Source organism: Nocardioides sp. YIM 152315 (assembly GCF_029210375.1).
In the GTDB taxonomy this organism is placed as follows: Bacteria; Actinomycetota; Actinomycetes; order Propionibacteriales; family Nocardioidaceae; genus Nocardioides.
Genome location: NZ_JARGER010000018.1, coordinates 64,986 through 81,359, shown reverse-complemented (window position 1 = coordinate 81,359; position 16,374 = coordinate 64,986). Strand labels below are relative to the sequence as shown.

The 16,374-nt window shown below is 71.9% G+C and carries 17 protein-coding genes; 3 read left to right on the top strand and 14 right to left on the bottom strand.

Annotated elements, in window-relative coordinates; all coding sequences use genetic code 11:
- The first annotated feature begins 14 nt into the window (after positions 1–14).
- Positions 15–188 (top strand): hypothetical protein, encoded by a 174-nt coding sequence (locus tag PZ894_RS05950; protein WP_275743394.1) that lies wholly within the window; start codon positions 15–17, stop codon positions 186–188.
- A gap of 3 nt (positions 189–191) precedes the next feature.
- On the opposite strand, the gene hisF is transcribed toward PZ894_RS05950, so the two are convergent.
- The 7 genes from hisF to hisD are packed head-to-tail and all read right to left on the bottom strand — an operon-like array spanning position 192 to position 5,645.
- Positions 192–953, bottom strand: coding sequence for an imidazole glycerol phosphate synthase subunit HisF (hisF, locus tag PZ894_RS05945; protein WP_275743392.1), 762 nt, complete (start codon positions 951–953; stop codon positions 192–194).
- A complete protein-coding gene (priA, locus tag PZ894_RS05940) occupies positions 950–1,684 on the bottom strand; it encodes a bifunctional 1-(5-phosphoribosyl)-5-((5-phosphoribosylamino)methylideneamino)imidazole-4-carboxamide isomerase/phosphoribosylanthranilate isomerase PriA (protein WP_275743390.1) in 735 nt (244 codons plus the stop codon). The genes hisF and priA overlap by 4 nt, the downstream gene beginning before the upstream one ends.
- Before the next feature lie 5 nt (positions 1,685–1,689).
- Complete coding sequence (locus tag PZ894_RS05935) at positions 1,690–2,019, bottom strand: hypothetical protein (protein ID WP_275743388.1); 330 nt, start codon at positions 2,017–2,019, stop codon at positions 1,690–1,692.
- A complete protein-coding gene (gene hisH / locus PZ894_RS05930; protein ID WP_275743689.1) occupies positions 2,016–2,648 on the bottom strand; it encodes an imidazole glycerol phosphate synthase subunit HisH in 633 nt (210 codons plus the stop codon). Before hisH ends, PZ894_RS05935 begins: the two co-directional genes overlap by 4 nt.
- Positions 2,649–2,650: 2 nt before the next feature.
- A complete protein-coding gene (hisB, locus tag PZ894_RS05925; protein ID WP_275743387.1) occupies positions 2,651–3,259 on the bottom strand; it encodes an imidazoleglycerol-phosphate dehydratase HisB in 609 nt (202 codons plus the stop codon).
- Positions 3,256–4,347, bottom strand: a complete 1,092-nt coding sequence (locus PZ894_RS05920) for a histidinol-phosphate transaminase (RefSeq protein ID WP_275743385.1) — start codon at positions 4,345–4,347, stop codon at positions 3,256–3,258. The genes hisB and PZ894_RS05920 overlap by 4 nt, the downstream gene beginning before the upstream one ends.
- A complete protein-coding gene (gene hisD / locus PZ894_RS05915; protein ID WP_275743383.1) occupies positions 4,344–5,645 on the bottom strand; it encodes a histidinol dehydrogenase in 1,302 nt (433 codons plus the stop codon). Before hisD ends, PZ894_RS05920 begins: the two co-directional genes overlap by 4 nt.
- Before the next feature lie 253 nt (positions 5,646–5,898).
- Here hisD and PZ894_RS05910 point away from each other — a divergent pair, with 253 nt between their 5' ends.
- On the top strand, positions 5,899–6,564 hold the full coding sequence (locus tag PZ894_RS05910) for an LON peptidase substrate-binding domain-containing protein (protein WP_275743382.1): 666 nt from the start codon (positions 5,899–5,901) through the stop codon (positions 6,562–6,564).
- 83 nt (positions 6,565–6,647) lie between these two features.
- Complete coding sequence (gene ybaK / locus PZ894_RS05905) at positions 6,648–7,139, top strand: Cys-tRNA(Pro) deacylase (RefSeq protein ID WP_275743380.1); 492 nt, start codon at positions 6,648–6,650, stop codon at positions 7,137–7,139.
- Here ybaK and PZ894_RS05900 read toward each other — a convergent pair.
- The 7 genes from PZ894_RS05900 to PZ894_RS05870 form a co-directional block, all read right to left on the bottom strand.
- Entirely contained in the window at positions 7,126–8,751 is a 1,626-nt protein-coding gene (locus PZ894_RS05900; RefSeq protein ID WP_275743378.1) for a DUF3352 domain-containing protein, read from the bottom strand. The genes ybaK and PZ894_RS05900 overlap by 14 nt on opposite strands.
- A gap of 53 nt (positions 8,752–8,804) precedes the next feature.
- On the bottom strand, positions 8,805–9,338 hold the full coding sequence (locus PZ894_RS05895; RefSeq protein ID WP_275743376.1) for a hypothetical protein: 534 nt from the start codon (positions 9,336–9,338) through the stop codon (positions 8,805–8,807).
- Positions 9,335–12,880, bottom strand: coding sequence for a DNA polymerase III subunit alpha (gene dnaE, locus PZ894_RS05890; RefSeq protein ID WP_275743688.1), 3,546 nt, complete (start codon positions 12,878–12,880; stop codon positions 9,335–9,337). The genes PZ894_RS05895 and dnaE overlap by 4 nt, the downstream gene beginning before the upstream one ends.
- Positions 12,881–13,093: 213 nt before the next feature.
- Positions 13,094–13,816, bottom strand: a complete 723-nt coding sequence (locus tag PZ894_RS05885) for a GNAT family N-acetyltransferase (protein ID WP_275743374.1) — start codon at positions 13,814–13,816, stop codon at positions 13,094–13,096.
- On the bottom strand, positions 13,806–14,738 hold the full coding sequence (locus tag PZ894_RS05880; protein WP_275743372.1) for an RluA family pseudouridine synthase: 933 nt from the start codon (positions 14,736–14,738) through the stop codon (positions 13,806–13,808). The genes PZ894_RS05885 and PZ894_RS05880 overlap by 11 nt, the downstream gene beginning before the upstream one ends.
- A complete protein-coding gene (gene lspA, locus PZ894_RS05875) occupies positions 14,735–15,328 on the bottom strand; it encodes a signal peptidase II (RefSeq protein WP_275743370.1) in 594 nt (197 codons plus the stop codon). The genes PZ894_RS05880 and lspA overlap by 4 nt, the downstream gene beginning before the upstream one ends.
- Complete coding sequence (locus PZ894_RS05870; RefSeq protein ID WP_275743368.1) at positions 15,301–16,347, bottom strand: TraR/DksA family transcriptional regulator; 1,047 nt, start codon at positions 16,345–16,347, stop codon at positions 15,301–15,303. Before PZ894_RS05870 ends, lspA begins: the two co-directional genes overlap by 28 nt.
- Positions 16,348–16,374: the final 27 nt, after the last annotated feature.

Here is a 16,374-nt window from a genome sequence, read left to right as displayed (position 1 = left end):
CGGGGGAGGCAGTCGTGCTGCTGTGGATCATCATCGGGATCGCCGCGCTGGCGGTCGCGGGCTGGGCGTTCTGGCCGCGCCGGCGCGGCGTCGTGGACGGCGAGGTACGCCGGTCGCGGCTGGCCGACAAGGGCAGCGCGGAGAACTACAACAACCCGTCGGGGCCGAACTTCGGCGGCCCGTTCTGAGGGTCAGCGCACTGGTCGGCCGGCGTCGGAGAGGGCCCGCTTGACGTCGGCGATGCGCAGCGTGCCGAAGTGGAAGACCGTCGCGGCGAGCACCGCGTCCGCCCCGGCCTCCACCGCGGGCGGGAAGTGCTCGGTCGCGCCCGCGCCGCCGGAGGCGATGACGGGGATGGTCACCTCGCGCCGCACGGCCCGGATGAGGTCCACGTCGAAGCCGTCCCGGGTGCCGTCGGCGTCCATCGCGTTGAGCAGGATCTCCCCCGCGCCCAGCTCGGTCGCGCGGACCGCCCACTCGAGCGCGTCGAGGCCGGCCGACCTCCGGCCGCCGTGCGTGGTGACCTCGAACCCCGAGTCGGTGCGGGCCGCGCGGCGCGCGTCCACCGACAGCACGAGCACCTGGTTGCCGAACCGGTCCGCGATCTCGGCCACCAGCTCGGGCCGTTTGATCGCGGCGGTGTTGACCGCGACCTTGTCGGCGCCGGCGCGCAGCAGGCGGTCGACGTCGTCGACCGACGAGACTCCCCCGCCGACGGTGAGCGGGATGAACACCTCCTCTGCGGTCCGCGACACGATCTCCATCGTGGTCGCGCGGCCCTCGTGGGAGGCCGAGATGTCGAGGAACGTCAGCTCGTCGGCGCCCTCGGCGTCGTAGGTGCGCGCGAGCTCGACGGGGTCGCCCGCGTCGCGGAGGTCGAGGAAGTTGATGCCCTTGACCACCCGTCCGCCGTCGACGTCGAGGCAGGGGATGACGCGTACGGCGAGGCTCACTGCCTGCCCCTCGTGAGCGCCAGCGCGTCCTCGAGGGTGAACCGGCCCTCGTAGAGGGCCGTGCCCGCGATCGCGCCCTCGACGCCCTCGGGGACGAGGGCCATCAGGGCGCGGATGTCGTCGAGCGTGGTCACGCCGCCCGACGCGACCACCGGCGCGGAGGTGGCGGCGCAGACCTCGCGCAGCAGCTGCAGGTTGGGCCCGGCGAGCATGCCGTCCTTGTTGACGTCGGTGACGACGTACCGCGCGCAGCCCTCGGAGTCGAGCCGGGCGAGCGTCTCGTAGAGGTCGCCGCCGTCCTGCGTCCAGCCGCGTGCGGCGAGCGTGCGGCCGCGTACGTCGAGGCCGATCGCGACCCGGTCGCCGTGCTCGGCGATGACCCGGGCGCACCACTCGGGCTGCTCGAGCGCCGCGGTGCCGATGTTGACCCGCCGGCAGCCGGTCGCCAGCGCGGCCGTCAGCGACTCGTCGTCGCGGATCCCGCCGCTCATCTCGACCTGGACGTCGAGCGCGCCGACGATCCGCGCCTGGAGCTCGCGGTTGGAGCCGCGCCCGAAGGCCGCGTCGAGGTCGACCAGGTGGATCCACTCCGCGCCGGCGTCCTGCCAGCGCATCGCGGCGGCCACCGGGTCGCCGTACACGCGCTCGGAGCCGGCGACGCCCTGGGCGAGCTGGACCGCACGGCCCTCGGTGATGTCGACGGCGGGGAGCAGCTCGAGGTGGTCAGACATGGACTTCACTTTCCACTGGTCAGCAGGATGTGCAGGAGGGGCGCGACGAGCACGCTCAGCAGCAGGGCGACGGCCCGCAGGGCCCAGTCGCCGGAGGCGAGCCAGACGAGCACGTTCACCGCGACGACGGCGACGATCAGCAGGCGGGTGCGGGTGCGCCGCCGCTCGGCGAGCATGCCCGTCTGGCGACCGGTCCCCCGCGGCACCCACCTGGTCAGCGCCCGCACACGGGCGTCGCGGCGCCGCTTGCGCTCGGCCTCGGCGGCCCGAGCCGTGGCCAGGGCGGCCGCCGCGGCCTCGCGCTCGGCGCGACGGCGGGCCCGCTCCTTGCTCACAGTGACGTCACCCAGTTGTGGAAGAGGGCCGCGCCGGCGTCGCCCGACTTCTCGGGGTGGAACTGGGTCGCGCTCAGCGGGCCGTTCTCCACGGCCGCCACGAACCGGTCGCCGCCGTGCTCGGCCCAGGTCACCAGCGGCGCGCGGGTGCGGTCGTTGGTGACGAGGGTCCAGTCGCGCACGGCGTACGAGTGCACGAAGTAGAACCGCTCGTGCTCGAGGCCGGCGAAGAGCGTCGTGCCGGACGGCGCCTCGACGGTGTTCCAGCCCATGTGCGGCACGACCGGCGACTGGAGCCGCTCGACGACGCCCGGCCACTCGTCGCAGCCCTCGGTCTCCACGCCGTGCTCCACACCGCGCGCGAAGAGGATCTGCATGCCGACGCAGATGCCGAGCACCGGCCGGCCACCGGCGAGCCGGCGCCCGATGATCCGCTCGCCCTTGATGGCGCGCAGGCCCCGCATGCAGGCGGCGAAGGCTCCGACGCCGGGTACGACGAGGCCGTCGGCCGCCAGCGCCGTGTCGAAGTCGCTCGTGAGCGTGACCTCGGCACCGGCACGCTCGACCGCGCGCACGGCGGAGCGGAGGTTCCCCGACCCGTAGTCGAGGACCACGACGCGGGGCTGGATGCTCAGAGCGCGCCCTTGGTCGAGGGGATGCCGGTCTCGCGCGGGTCGAGCGCGACGGCGTCGCGGAACGCCCGGGCGAACGCCTTGAACTGGGTCTCCACGATGTGGTGCGGCTCGCGGCCGGCCAGCACCCGCACGTGCAGCGCGAGGTGGCCGTGGAAGGCGATCGACTCGAAGACGTGCTGGGTCAGCGAGCCGAGGTAGGCCGGCGTCGAGCCCCCCAGCTGGACGTACTGCTGCCCCTCGGGCTCGCCGCTGTGCACGCAGTAGGGCCGCCCGGACACGTCGACGACCGCCTGCACGAGTGCCTCGTCGAGCGGCACGGTCGCGTCGCCGAAGCGCCGGATGCCCTGCTTGTCGCCGAGCGCCTGGCGCAGCGCCTGCCCGAGGGCGATCGCGGTGTCCTCGGTGGTGTGGTGCGCGTCGATCCAGTGGTCGCCCTCGGACTGCACGGTCAGGTCGACCAGGCTGTGCCGCGCGAAGGCCGTCAGCATGTGGTCGTAGAAGCCGATGCCGGTGGAGACGTCGTGGCGGCCCGAGCCGTCGAGGTCGACCTCGACGAGCACCTTCGACTCGCTGGTCTGCCGCTCGATGCGTCCGGTCCTGCTCATGACATCTCCTCCATGACTGCGGACGTCGCGTCCTCGAAAGCCTGCATCTCCTCCGGCGTCCCGATCGACACCCGGAGCCACCCGTCGGGACCGACCTCCCGGATCAGCACGCCCCGGTCGAGCAGCCCCTGCCACACAGCATGCCGGTCGGCGAACGTGCCGAACAACGCGAAGTTCGCGTCGCTCTCCGCAACGGTCAGGCCCTGCGCGCGCAGCCAGTCGACGGTGCGGTCCCGCCCGGCGCGCAGCTCGTCGACCTTCCCGAGCAGCTCGGGGGCGTGCTCCAGCGCCGCCAGCGCGGTCGCCTGGGTGACCGCGGAGAGGTGGTAGGGCAGGCGCACGACGCGGATCGCGTCGCAGATCGCCGGGTCCGCAGCGAGGTAGCCAAGTCGCAGCCCGGCGGCCGCGAACGCCTTGCTCATCGTGCGGGTGACGACCAGGTTGCGGTGCGCCGGCAGCAGCTCGACCGCGCTCGGGACGCCTTCGCGGCGGAACTCGCCGTACGCCTCGTCGACCACCACCAGACCATCGCCTGCGGCCTTGCACAGCAGGCCGACCGCCTCGGGCGGCAGCGCGGTGCCGGTCGGGTTGTTGGGACTCGGCAGCAGCACGACGCTCGGCCGCTCGCGCTCGACCGCCTCGCGGGCGGCATCGAGGTCGAGGCCGAAGTCCTCGGCCCGCCGACCCTGGACCCAGGCGGTGGAGGTGTCACGGGCGTACTCGGGATACATCGAGTACGTCGGCGCGAAGCTCATCGCCGTCCGCCCCGGGCCGCCGAAGGCCTGCAGCAGCTGCAGCATCACCTCGTTGGAGCCGTTGGCCGCCCACACCTGCTCGACGGAGACGCCGTGCGGCGTGTCGCGGGAGAGGTACGCCGCGAGCGCGGTGCGCAGCGCGACGTGCTCGCGGTCGGGGTAGCGGTTGAGCGTCAGCGCGGCGGCACGCACGGCGGCCGCGATGTCGTCGGCGCAGGCCTCGCTCGGGCCGTAGGGGTTCTCGTTGGTGTTGAGCCGGACCGGGACGTCGAGCTGTGGCGCGCCGTACGGCTCGAGACCCCGCAGCTCCTCCCGGATCGGGGGGAAGCTCATGACCGGAACCGCACCCGGACCGCGGCGCCGTGGCCCGGCAGGTCCTCCGCCTCGGCCAGCGTGACGACGTGGTCGGCGACCTCGGCGAGCGCGTCACGCGAGTAGTCGACGACGTGCACCGACTTCGTGAAGGCGCGCACCGACAGCCCGCTGCTGTGGCAGGCGCAGCCGCCGGTAGGCAGCACGTGGTTGGAGCCGGCGCAGTAGTCGCCCAGGCTGACGGGCGCGTACGGGCCGACGAAGATCGCGCCGGCGTTGCGCACCCTCGCGGCCCGGGCCGGGGCGTCCTCGGTGTGGATCTCGAGGTGCTCGGCGGCGTAGGCGTTGACGACGTCGAGGCCCTGCTCGAGGTCGGCGACCATGACGATGCCCGACTGCGGCCCGGAGAGGCTGGTGCGGATCCGCTCGACGTGCCTGGTCACCGACACCTGCTTGTCGAGCTCGGCCTCGACGTCGGCGGCGAGCCGCTCGCTGGAGGTGACCAGCACCGACGCCGCCAGCGGGTCGTGCTCGGCCTGGCTGATCAGGTCGGCGGCGACGTACGCCGCGTCCGCGGTGTCGTCGGCCAGGATCGCGATCTCGGTCGGGCCGGCCTCGGAGTCGATGCCGACCTGCCCCTTGAGCAGTCGCTTGGCCGTGACCGTGTAGATGTTGCCGGGGCCGGTGACCAGGTCGACCTTGGCGCACGGGCCGACGCCGTAGGCGAACATCGCGATCGCCTGGGCGCCTCCGACGGCGTAGACCTCCTCGACGCCGAGCAGCGCGCACGCGGCCAGGATCGTCGGGTGCACCGAGCCGCCGAACTCCTTCTGGGGCGGGCTCGACAGTGCGATCGAGCCGACGCCCGCGGTCTGGGCCGGGACGACGTTCATCAGCACGCTCGAGACCAGCGGCGCGAGGCCGCCGGGCACGTAGAGACCGACCCGGTCGACCGGCACCTTGCGGTGGGTCACCCGGGCGCCGGGACCGAGCTCGGTGACGGCGTCCTGCTCCAGCTCGTTGGCGCAGGTCGCGCGCAGCCGACGGATCGACTCCTCGAGGCCGGCGCGGATGGCCGGGTCGACGTCGGCCAGCGCCTGCCGGATCGTCTCGGGCGCGACGCGGATGTCGTCGACGACCACGCCGTCGAACCGCTCGGCGTACTCCCGGATCGCGGCCAGCCCGCGGGTGCGGACCTCCTCGCAGATCGCATGCACCGCCGGCACCGCGGCCTCGACGTCGAAGTCGGCGCGGGGCACGGCTGCGCGGTAGTCGACTCCGGAACGGTCGACCTCCCGCAGGTCGATGCGCTGGATCATGCCTCGATTCTACGAGCGCGAGACCGCTCGACCCGAACCGCGACGACCGGTGGACTCCCCCGCGGCGAGCTCGTCGGCGTTGCCGTCGGTGCAGTCCTGTGCAGTCGTCGAGGGCGACGGTGATGATCAGCTGCGGATCGAGGAGCTCCGCGCTGTAGTCGCGGAAGCCGGTGGTCGGAGCAACCGGGACTGGTGGAGGGTGCTCAGCGCGTCCCGTCGCACGGTCCCCGCTGCGCGGGGCTACGTTGGTCCCGTGCCCGACACGCTGCCGATGTTCCCGTTGAACGCGGTGCTCTTCCCGGGTCTCAGCGTGCCGTTGCACGTGTTCGAGGACCGCTACCGGGCGCTGGTGCACCACCTGCTCCGCGTCGACGACCCGGCGGAGCGGGTGTTCGGGTCGGTCGGCATCCGCGAGGGCTACGAGGTCGGCGACCACGGCGCGCAGTCGCTCTACCGGGTCGGCTGCCGGCTCCAGCTCACCGACGTCGAGAGCAACCCCGACGGCACCTTCGACGTCGTGGCCGTCGGGATGGAGCGGATCGAGCTGCACCGGCTCGAGACCGGAGGCGCGTTCCCGGTCGGGCACGTCGTCGACCGGCCGGACGCCACGCAGGCGGTGCCGGACGAGGTGCTGGAGCGGGCCCGCGCGGCGTTCGTGGCCTACCGGGCGGCGCTGACCGAGCTGCGCAGCGACCCGTACGAGGGCACGCTTCCCCGCGACCCGACGTACCTCTCCTGGACCCTGGCCGCTCTCGCCCCGCTGCCGATGTCCGAGCGGCAGTCGCTGCTGGAGGCGGAGGACGCGACCGATCGGCTGGTGCTGCTCACCGACCTGCTGCGCACCGAGCTGCGCGCGATGAACGTGATCCCGTCCCTGCCGGCCACCGAGGTCGCCCGCACCCGGTGGTCCCCGAACTGAAGGCCACAGCGCCGGCGAGGAACGCGCGAGAGCGCGTCGAATTCCGGTGAGACGAGAGTCGGCGCCGACCGAGGAGACCACCCGTGGCGAAGAGGAAGTCCCCCGGCGGCACCCCCGCCACCGTCGCGCTCACGCAGGCCGGCATCGCGTACACGCTGCACGAGTACGCCCACGACCCGCGCGCGAGCTCCTACGGGCTCGAGGCCGCGGAGGCACTCGGGCTGGACCCGGCGCGGGTCTTCAAGACGCTCCTGGCGTGCGTCGACGCAGCGCTCTCGGTCGGGGTCGTCCCCGTCTCCGGGCAGCTCGATCTCAAGGCGCTGGCCCGCGCACTGGGGGGCAGCAGGGCCGCGATGGCCGACCTCGCGGCGGCCGAGCGGGCGACGGGGTACGTCGCGGGCGGCATCTCCCCGATCGGGCAGAAGCGGCGGCACCCGACCGTGCTCGACGAGTCCGCCGAGGCCTTCGAGACGATCTTCGTCTCCGCCGGCCGGCGGGGGCTCGACCTCGAGATCGCGCCGGCCGACCTCGTGGCGATCGTCGACGCCGTGGTGGCCCCGGTCAGTCGGAGGTGATCTCGAGGATGGCGTGGGTCGTGTCGCCGTCCAGCCAGGCGTTCAGACCCAGGGCCTCGAGCGGCTCGAGGTTGTCGCGCACCTCGGCGTCGTCACCGAAGAGCCCGGACAGCCAGTCGGCGCCGTCGACGTCGAGGAAGAGCACGGCGGTGGCGTCGTCGCGGTGCTCCACGACGTGCTCGAAGGCGTCGGTGCTGCCGAGTCCCTCGTCGCCGAGGAGCCGGGTGCGGTAGTCGGGGTCCGGACCGATCGCGACCGCGTCGTCACCCGCATCGCTGTCGAGGAGCCCGCCGTCCGCGCCCGACGCCACGGCCCGGACCTTGTCGAGGACGCCGTCGATGCCGTCGGGGTCGCCGAGGACCTTCACCCCGACCCCGAGCGAGGCCTCCGGGCCGGGCTCCCCGAGACCCAGGGACAGGGTCGCCGGGTCGAAGTCGGCGTCGACCGCCAGGGCGATCGCCTCGCCGGCGAGCGTCTCGACGTCGTCGGGCAGGTCGATCCCCAGCTCCTCGTTCGCCCGCGCGACCAGCTCGTCAGCGGACCGTCCGCTCAGCGCGGCCGCCTGCGAGAGAAGGTCGTCGAACCAGCCGTCGCCCAGGCTGAGCCCGAGCGCCGCGACCGTGCCCTCGGGCAGCGACGCCACCGCGTCGCCTGCGGCGTCGCCGCGCGCGACCGAGCCGGTGGCACCGGCGTCGGCGGCCACCTCGAGCTCCACGCCGCCGTCGTCGAAGCGCAGCGTCGCCGCCGCGCCGCCGAAGTCCTCCAGGACCTGCGCACTCTTTTCGGGCACGATCTCCTCGGGCACGATCTCCCCGCCCGTCGTGAGGTCGTCGAGGCTCGTCAGCTCCTCGGCGAGGACCGCCCCGACCTCGGGCGCGGCGTAGAGCGCGACGATGCCGCCGTCTCCGGCCTCGTCCGTCCAGTGCCGGAAGTCGTCGTCGTCCGCCAGCGCGGCGTCGGCCGCGTCGTCGGCGACGCCGTCGACGACGTCCTGGTCCTCGGCGAGCAGCGCCCAGCCGTCGCGGATCACCCAGGCCCCGTTGTCCTCGCTGCCAGCGCACTCGCGGATCGCCGACAGCCCGGTCTCGGCACGGTCCTCGTCGGTCACCTGCAGGACGAAGACCGGTGTCGGCTCCTCACCGCCCGTGTCGACGGCGGCCACGGCGAACCGGTCTCCCAGCCACGGCTCGACGTCCTCGTCGTAGTCGAGACCCTCGCACGCGACCACGTCGCGCATCTGGTCGAAGATCCACCGGCGTACGTCGTCGTCGGCGTCCAGGCCGACGACGTCGTCGAACGCCGGGAACCTCGAGAGGGTGCGCAACGCGGCGATCTTCTGGCCGCCGCTCGGGTCGAGGTCGACGCTGGCGTAGGCGATCGTCGAGTCCGGCAGCGCCTCGGCCGGCTGAGCACCCGTCGCGAAGAACGACCACGCGGCCCAGGCCGCGCCGCCGGCGACCACGACAGCCGCGGCGCCGACCGCCGCGAGCACGGTCGTACGCCGGCCGCGCCCGGAGGGTCGTGGTGCGCCGTCGCCGCTGTCGAGGGTCTCGGCCGCCCCACCCGACGGCGGGCCCGACGGCGGGGGGCCGGACGGCGGGTCGTAGGACATCGGCACACCCTTCGCGCTCGGTCGGCGGCGGGTGCCGTCGAGGTGCCTGCAGACTAGCCAGTCGGCTCGGCGCTCGGTGCGCTGTCCACAGCCCCGGACGTGGGAACACGGGACGACAGTCCGATGAACACGAGCACCAGGCCCAGCAGCGCCCCCACCGGGAACGCGATGAACGGACTGCGACCGGAGACGGCGAGGTGGTCCGGCAGGCGGGTCCCGTCGTCGGCGGTCCGTGCCGCGGTGTCGGGGTCCGGTGGGCCGAGCGCCGAGCCGACCACCAGCATCACCCAGGCGGCGAGAGCGGAGCCGATCACGACCGCGGCGAGGGTCAGCAGCGGCACCCGGTCGGCCAGGAGCGTGACCGCGATGCCGGCGACCAGGCCGGCGACCACGGCGACCACGACGTACCAGCCGGTGCCGGAGAACTGGTGCTGGAGGCCGAGGGCGTCGCCGGCCGTCCACTGGTGGTCGACCACGACGCCGATGGTCGGGCTCCACGCCCACTCCCAGACCACGCCGGCCAGCGCACCCGCCAGCGCCAGCACGACCACGACGAGCGCCAGCTGCACCCCCAGCCGCCGCGTCATCCGGTGAGGCATCCCGGTCCGAGGAGCTGCTTGAGGTCCGCGAAGAGCGCCGGGCTCGGCGTCACCCGGTGTCGCTCGAGGTTGAGGACGACCGTCTTCTCGCGCATCCGCAGGCGCAGGTGGACCTCGGTGGCGCCGGCGTGGGTGGCGAGGACCTCCTTGAGGTGGTCGACGACCTTGCCGTTGACCCGGGTCTGCGGCAGGTTGATCACGACCGGCCCGCTCGGGCCCTGGGTGGTGTCGACCAGCGTCACCTCCTGGCCCATGATCTCGGGCTGGTCCTTGCTCCGGGACAGCCGGCCCCTCACGGTGAGGATCGCGTCGTCGGTGACCAGATGGCCGCACAGCTGCCACGAGCTCGGGAAGAGCAGCACCTCGATGGAGCCGTCGAGGTCCTCGAGGGTGACCAACGCCCACGCGTCACCGCGCTTGGTGATCTTGCGCTGCACCGAGGTGACCAGGCCCGACACGGTGATCGGGCTGCCGTCGGGCCGGCCCTCGTCGAGCATCAGCTGGCCGATGGTGCAGTCGGTGCCCTGGGAGAGGACGTGCTCGAGGCCGAGCAGCGGGTGGTCGGAGACGTAGAGCCCGAGCATCTCCCGCTCGTGCCCGAGCAGGGTCATCTTGTCCCAGTCGTCGATGTCGGGGATCGAGACGGACACGCCGAAGCCCGACCCGTCGTCGTCGAGACCGCCGAAGAGGGAGTCCTGTCCGATCGCCTCGTTGCGCTTGATGTCGACGTACTGGTCCACGGCGGTCTCGTGGATCGCCACGAGCGCACGCCGCTTGTGCTTCATGTCGTCGAAGGCGCCGGCCTTGACCAGCGACTCGATCACCCGCTTGTTGCAGACCTGGGCCGGGACCTTCTTGAGGAAGTCGTTGAAGTCGTCGTAGCGGCCCTGCTCGGCGCGTGCGGCGACGATCCCGTCGACCACGTTGGAGCCGACGTTGCGGATCGCGGTGAGGCCGAAGCGGATGTCGCGACCGACCGGCGTGAAGTTGTGGGCCGACTCGTTGACGTCGGGCGGGAGCACCTGGATCTTCATCCGCCGGCACTCGTTGAGGTAGATCGCCATCTTGTCCTTGTCGTCCCGGGCGGACGTCAGCAAGGCGGCCATGTACTCGGCCGGGTAGTTGGCCTTGAGGTAGGCGGTCCAGTAGGTGATGACGCCGTACGCCGCCGAGTGGGACTTGTTGAACGCGTAGTCGGAGAACGGGAGCAGGATCTCCCAGAGCTTGTCGATCGCGGCCTGGGGGAACCCGCGCTCGAGCATGCCGGCCTGGAAGCCGGCGTACTGCTTGTCGAGCTCCTCCTTCTTCTTCTTGCCCATCGCCCGGCGCAGGTTGTCCGCGGCGCCCAGCGTGAAGCCGGCCAGGACCTGGGCGATCGCCATCACCTGCTCCTGGTAGACGATCAGGCCGTAGGTCTCCCCCAGCACCGGCTCGAGCGCCTCGGCGAGGGCCGGGTGGATGGGCTCGATCGGCTCGCGCCCGTTCTTGCGGCGGGCGTACTTGTTGTGCGAGTCGGCGCCCATCGGGCCGGGACGGTACAGCGCGCTGACCGCGGTGATGTCGGCAAACTGGTCGGGCTGCATCGAGCGCAGCAGCGCGCGCATGCCACCACCGTCGAGCTGGAAGACGCCGAGCGTGTCGCCGCGGCCCATCAGCTCGTAGGTCGCCCGGTCGTCGAACGGCAGCTCCTCGAGGACGACGTGCTCGTCCTTGTTGGCCTCGATGTTGGCGAGCGCGTCCTCGAGGATGTGCAGGTTGCTCAGCCCGAGGAAGTCCATCTTGACCAGCCCGAGCGACTCGCACATCGGGTAGTCGAACTGGGTGATGATCGCGCCGTCCTGCGGCCGCGCCATGATCGGGACGACGTCGATGAGCGGAGCGCTCGACATGATCACGCCCGCGGCGTGCACGCCCCAGTTGCGGATCTGGCCCTCGAGGCCGAGCGCGGTGCTGAAGATCGTGCGGACGTCGGGGTCGGAGTCGTGGAGGGCGCGGAACTCGCCGCCCTCGCCGTACCGCTTGTGCTCGGCGTTGAAGATGTCCTTGAGCGGGACGCCCTTGCCCATCACGTCGGGCGGCAGCGCCTTGGTGATGCGGTCGGAGATCGCGAAGCCGTGGTCGAGCACGCGCGCGGCGTCCTTGATCGCGGCCTTCGACTTCAGCCGGCCGAAGGTCGCGATCTGGGCGACCCGGTCGGCGCCGTACTTGTCGGTGACGTACTTGATGACCTCGCCGCGGCGGTGGTCGTCGAAGTCGATGTCGAAGTCGGGCATCGACGGACGCTCGGGGTTGAGGAAGCGCTCGAAGAACAGTCCGTGCTCGAGGGGGCAGAGGTCGGTGATGCTGAGGGCGTACGCCGCGATCGAGCCCGCGCCGGAGCCACGGCCCGGACCGACCCGGATGCCGTTGCGCTTGGACCACTGGATGAAGTCGGCGACCACCAGGTAGTAGCCGCAGTAGCCCTTCTGGGAGATGACCGCGAGCTCCATCTCGACGCGGTCCTTGACGCGCTGGTCGAGCCGGTCGCCCGGGTAGCGGGCCTCGATGCCGCGCCAGACCTCCTTGCGGAACCAGCTCTCCTCGGTCTCGCTCTCGGGCACGTCGGCGCGCGCCATGTAGCCGCCGGTGGACTCGACGAACTCCACCTCGCAGCGCTCGGCGATCGCGAGGGTGTTGTCGCACGCGTCGGGGAAGTCGGCCCAGAGCTCCCGCATCTCGGCCGCGGACTTGATGTAGTAGCCACCACCGTCGAACTTGAGCCGGTTGGTGTCGGCCAGCCGCTTGCCGGAGGCGACGCAGATGAGGGCGTCCTGGCCGTCGGCGTCCTCGGGGTTGGTGTAGTGCGTGTCGTTGGTGACGATCGTCGGCAGGTCGAGCGTCTTGGCGATCCGGAGCAGGTCCTCACGGGTGGCGCGCTCGGCGGCGATGCCGTGGTCCATCAGCTCGAGGTAGAAGTTGTCCTTGCCGAAGATGTCCTGGAACTCCCCGGCCGCCTTGAGCGCCTCGTCGTACTGCCCGAGCGTCAGGCGCGTCTGGATCTCGCCGGAGAGGCAGCCGGTGCTGGCGATGATCCCCGTCGAGTACTGCTGCAGCAGCTCGCGGTCCATGCGGGGCTTGTAGTAGTAGCCCTCGAGACTGGCGAGGCTCGCGAGCCGGAACAGGTTGTGCATCCCGGCGGTGTTCTCGGCCCACATCGTCATGTGGGTGTAGGCACCACCACCGGCGACGTCCTTGCCGCCCTCCTCGGCCGCGTCGCCCTTCCCCCACCGGACGCGGCGCTTCTCCGAGCGATGGGTGCCGGGGGTGAGGTAGGCCTCGATGCCGATGATCGGCTTGACGCCGTGCTTGCGCGCCTTGGAGTAGAAGTCGAACGCGCCGTGCAGGTTGCCGTGGTCGGTCATCGCGATCGCCGGCATCTCGAGATCCGCGACCCGGCCGAACAGTCCGTCGAGCAGCGAGGCGCCGTCGAGCATGGAGTACTCGGTGTGCACGTGGAGGTGGACGAAGGAGTCCTGGGAGCCGTTCGCCATCGTCGTCGGCCACTCCTCGGCTGTGTCGATCTCGGGTGGTGCGGGCATGACTGACCAGAGCCACGGAGAGGGCCGGGGCGCCGGGTTGGGGAAGGACGCCAGCCTACGTGACCGCTGAGCTCACCTTAGGAGGACGCTCCGACAGCGGTGGTTTCGAGACAGGCGCCAGCCCGGTGGTTGAGGAGGCACGAAGTCCCGTCTCGAAACCACCCCTCAACCGCCGCCGGCAGCGGCGTCGAGGCTCTCGGTGATGATCGTGTGCACGATGCGGGCCAGGCGCTCCTCGCCCAGCTCGGGGGCCCGCCGGGCGAGCGTCGCCGCGATCTCGCGCTCGCGGACCGGGTCGCGGGAGGTGTCGGGCTTGATGCCCTGGACGGCCCGGGTCAGCGCGACTCGGCGGGCGAGCAGGTCGCCCAGCTGTTCGTCGACGTCGTCGATCAGGCCGCGGAGGAAGGCGAGTGGGTCGGCGCCGGGCCAGGCCATCCGGACGTCGGGGGCCTTCTCCTCGTTGCCGGACCCGTCGGTGCGCTCGAGCTCGACCAGCCCGTGCCGGAGGTAGAAGCGCCGGGCGCCGGCGTTGCTCTCGAACACCCACAGCGCGAAGCCGTCGGGCCGCACCGACTTCACCACGTCGAGGAGCACCGAGCCGATGCCGGAGCCGAGGTGCTCGGGGTGCACGAAGAGATGGTCCAGCCACGTCGGCGAGAGCAGTGCGTAGCCGACGATCGCTGCGTCGCGCTCGGCCACCCACCCCTCGTGGTCGTCCCGCGCGAGCTGGCCCGCCATCCAGTGCCGGTCCTCGGCGTTGGTGTGCATCGCCGACGGCATCTGCGGGACCGCCGCGACCCGGGCCGCGGAGTACAGGTCGGCCATGGCGGCGGCGTCCTCGGCACCGGCGGGCCGGAGCACGAGGTCCGTCACGGCGTCAGTGGGCATCCCTGATCACCTCGAGCGCCCGGGCGAGGTCGTCGGGGTAGCTCGACTCGTACTCGACGTACTCGCCGGAGTCCGGGTGCTCGAAGCCGAGGCGTACGGCGTGCAGCCACTGCCGCTCCAGCCCGCAGCGCTTGGCGAGCGTGGGGTCGGCGCCGTAGGTGAGGTCGCCGACGCAGGGGTGCTTGAGCGCGGCCATGTGCACCCGGATCTGGTGGGTCCGGCCGGTCTCGAGGTGGATCTCCAGCAGGCTGGCGAACCGGTGTGCCTCGAGCGTCTCGTAGTGGGTGACGCTGTGGCGACCGTCGGCCATGACCGCGAACTTGTAGTCGGCCTTCGGGTGCCGCCCGATCGGCGCGTCGATCGTCCCCTCGAGCGGGTCGGGGTGTCCCTGCACGAGGGCGTGGTAGGTCTTGTCGACGGTGCGCTGCCGGAAGGCGTTCTTGAGCACCGAGTAGGCGTGCTCGGACTTGCAGATCACCATGACGCCGGAGGTGCCGACGTCCAGGCGCTGCACGATGCCCTGCCGCTCGGACGCGCCGCTGGTGGAGATCCTGAAGCCGGCCCCGGCGAGGTGACCGACGACGGTGGGTCCGGTCCAGCCCGGTGAGGGGTGCACGGCGACGCCGACCGGCTTGTCGATCACGACGATCGCGTCGTCGTCGTGGATGATCTTGATCCCCTCGACCACCTCGGGCACGACCTCGAGCGGGTCGGCCTCGACCGGGATGGTGACGTCGAGGATGGCGCCGGGCAGCACCCGGTCGCTCTTCGCGACCGCCGCACCGTCGAGCTCGACCTGCCCGGCGTTGATCAGGTCGGCCGCGCGGGTGCGCGACAGACCGAAGAGGCGTGCCATCGCGGCGTCGACCCGCTCCCCCGCGAGTCCCTCGGGGACCGGGAGGATCCGGTGCTCGGCGTTCACTCCGCCGGCTCCTCGGACGGGTCCGCGGCGGGGTCCTTCGTCTCGCGGCGTCCGTCGAGGTGCACGCCCCGGAAGACCTGCACGAGGATCAGCCCGGCGGCGATGTTGATGCAGATGTCGGCGACGTTGAAGACCGGCCAGTTGGGCAGCATGAAGAAGTCGATGACGTGCCCCCGCAGCGGACCGGGCTCGCGCAGCAGGCGGTCGGTCAGGTTGCCCGCGACGCCGGCGAGCAGGAAGCCCAGCGCCACCGCCCACACCACGCTGCCGACCTTGCGGACGAACCAGAGGATCGCCACCACCGCGACCGTGGCCAGCACGCTGAAGACCTCGGTGAAGCCGGTGCCGGTGCTGAACGCCGCGCCGGAGTTGCGCACCAGGTGGAGCACGAGGAAGTCGCCGACGACCTCGACGTCGGCGCTGTCGGTCAGCCGGTCGACCGCCAGGACCTTCGAGACGACGTCGACGGCGTACGCCGTGGCCGCGACCAGCCCGAAGACCGTGAGCAGCCGCGCTCGCGATGCGCGGGGTCGAGCCGGTGGGTCCACCTCTTGGTCGCCGGTCAGCGACGCTCCTCGCGCTGCTTGCATGTCATGCACAGTGTGGCACGCGGGAAGGCCATGAGCCGCATCTTGCCGATCGGGTTCCCGCACGACTCGCAGACGCCGTACGTGCCGTCGTCGATGCGGGTCAGGGCCCGTTCGATCTGCGCCAGCTTGTCGCGCTCGCTGTTGAGGACGGTGAGCTCGTGGTCGCGCTCGAACGTGCTCGCGCCGACGTCGGCCTGGTCCTGGCCGGCACCGTCGCCCGAGTCGCGCATCAGGCCGTTGAGCTCGGAGTCGAGCCCCTCGACGATCTCGAGGCTGTGGGCTCGCTGCTCGTGGAGCTCGTCGAGCACCTCCTTGAGCTCGGCCTTGGTCCAGGCCGACTCGCCTTCCTGGACGACGAGCGAGCTGACGGCCGCCTTCTTGCGGGGCGCCGTCGTCTTCGCGACCGTCCTCTTGACCGTCCTCTTGGCTGTCTTCTTGGCTGTCTTCTTGGCTGTCTTCTTGGCCGTCTTCGGCGCCGTCTTCGGTGCCGTCTGTGTGGCCGGGGCCTTCCTCGCCGGAGCCTTCTCGGCGGGCGCCGCCTTCTTGGCGGCGACCTTGCCCGGAGCCTTCTTGACCGGAGCGGCCTTCGTCGCCGTCGACTTCTTGACCGGAGCCTTCTTGACCGGAGCCTTCTTGACCGGAGCCTTCTTGGCGGGCGCCTTCTTGGCGGGCGCCTTCTTGGCGGCGACCTTGGCCGGGGCCTTCTTGACCGGAGCGGCCTTCGTCGCCGTCGACTTCTTGACCGCAGTCTTCTTGGCGGGCGCCTTCTTGGCGGGCGCCGCCTTCTTGGCCGCCACCTTCGCCGGAGCCTTCTTCGCCGCAGCCTTCTTGACCGGAGCCTTCTTCGCCGGAGCCTTCTTGGCGGGAGCCTTCTTCGCGGGAGCCTTCTTCGCCGCTGCCTTCTTCGACGAGGAGCCCGAGCCCGTGGTCGCCTTGGCGGCCGGGGTCTTGCGCGCGACCACCTTCCGGGCTGCCGCCGTCGCCTTTCCGGCGATCGACTTCCTGGTGCTGCGAGCCATCAGCGGGCCTCCTCGGCCGTTGGGGCG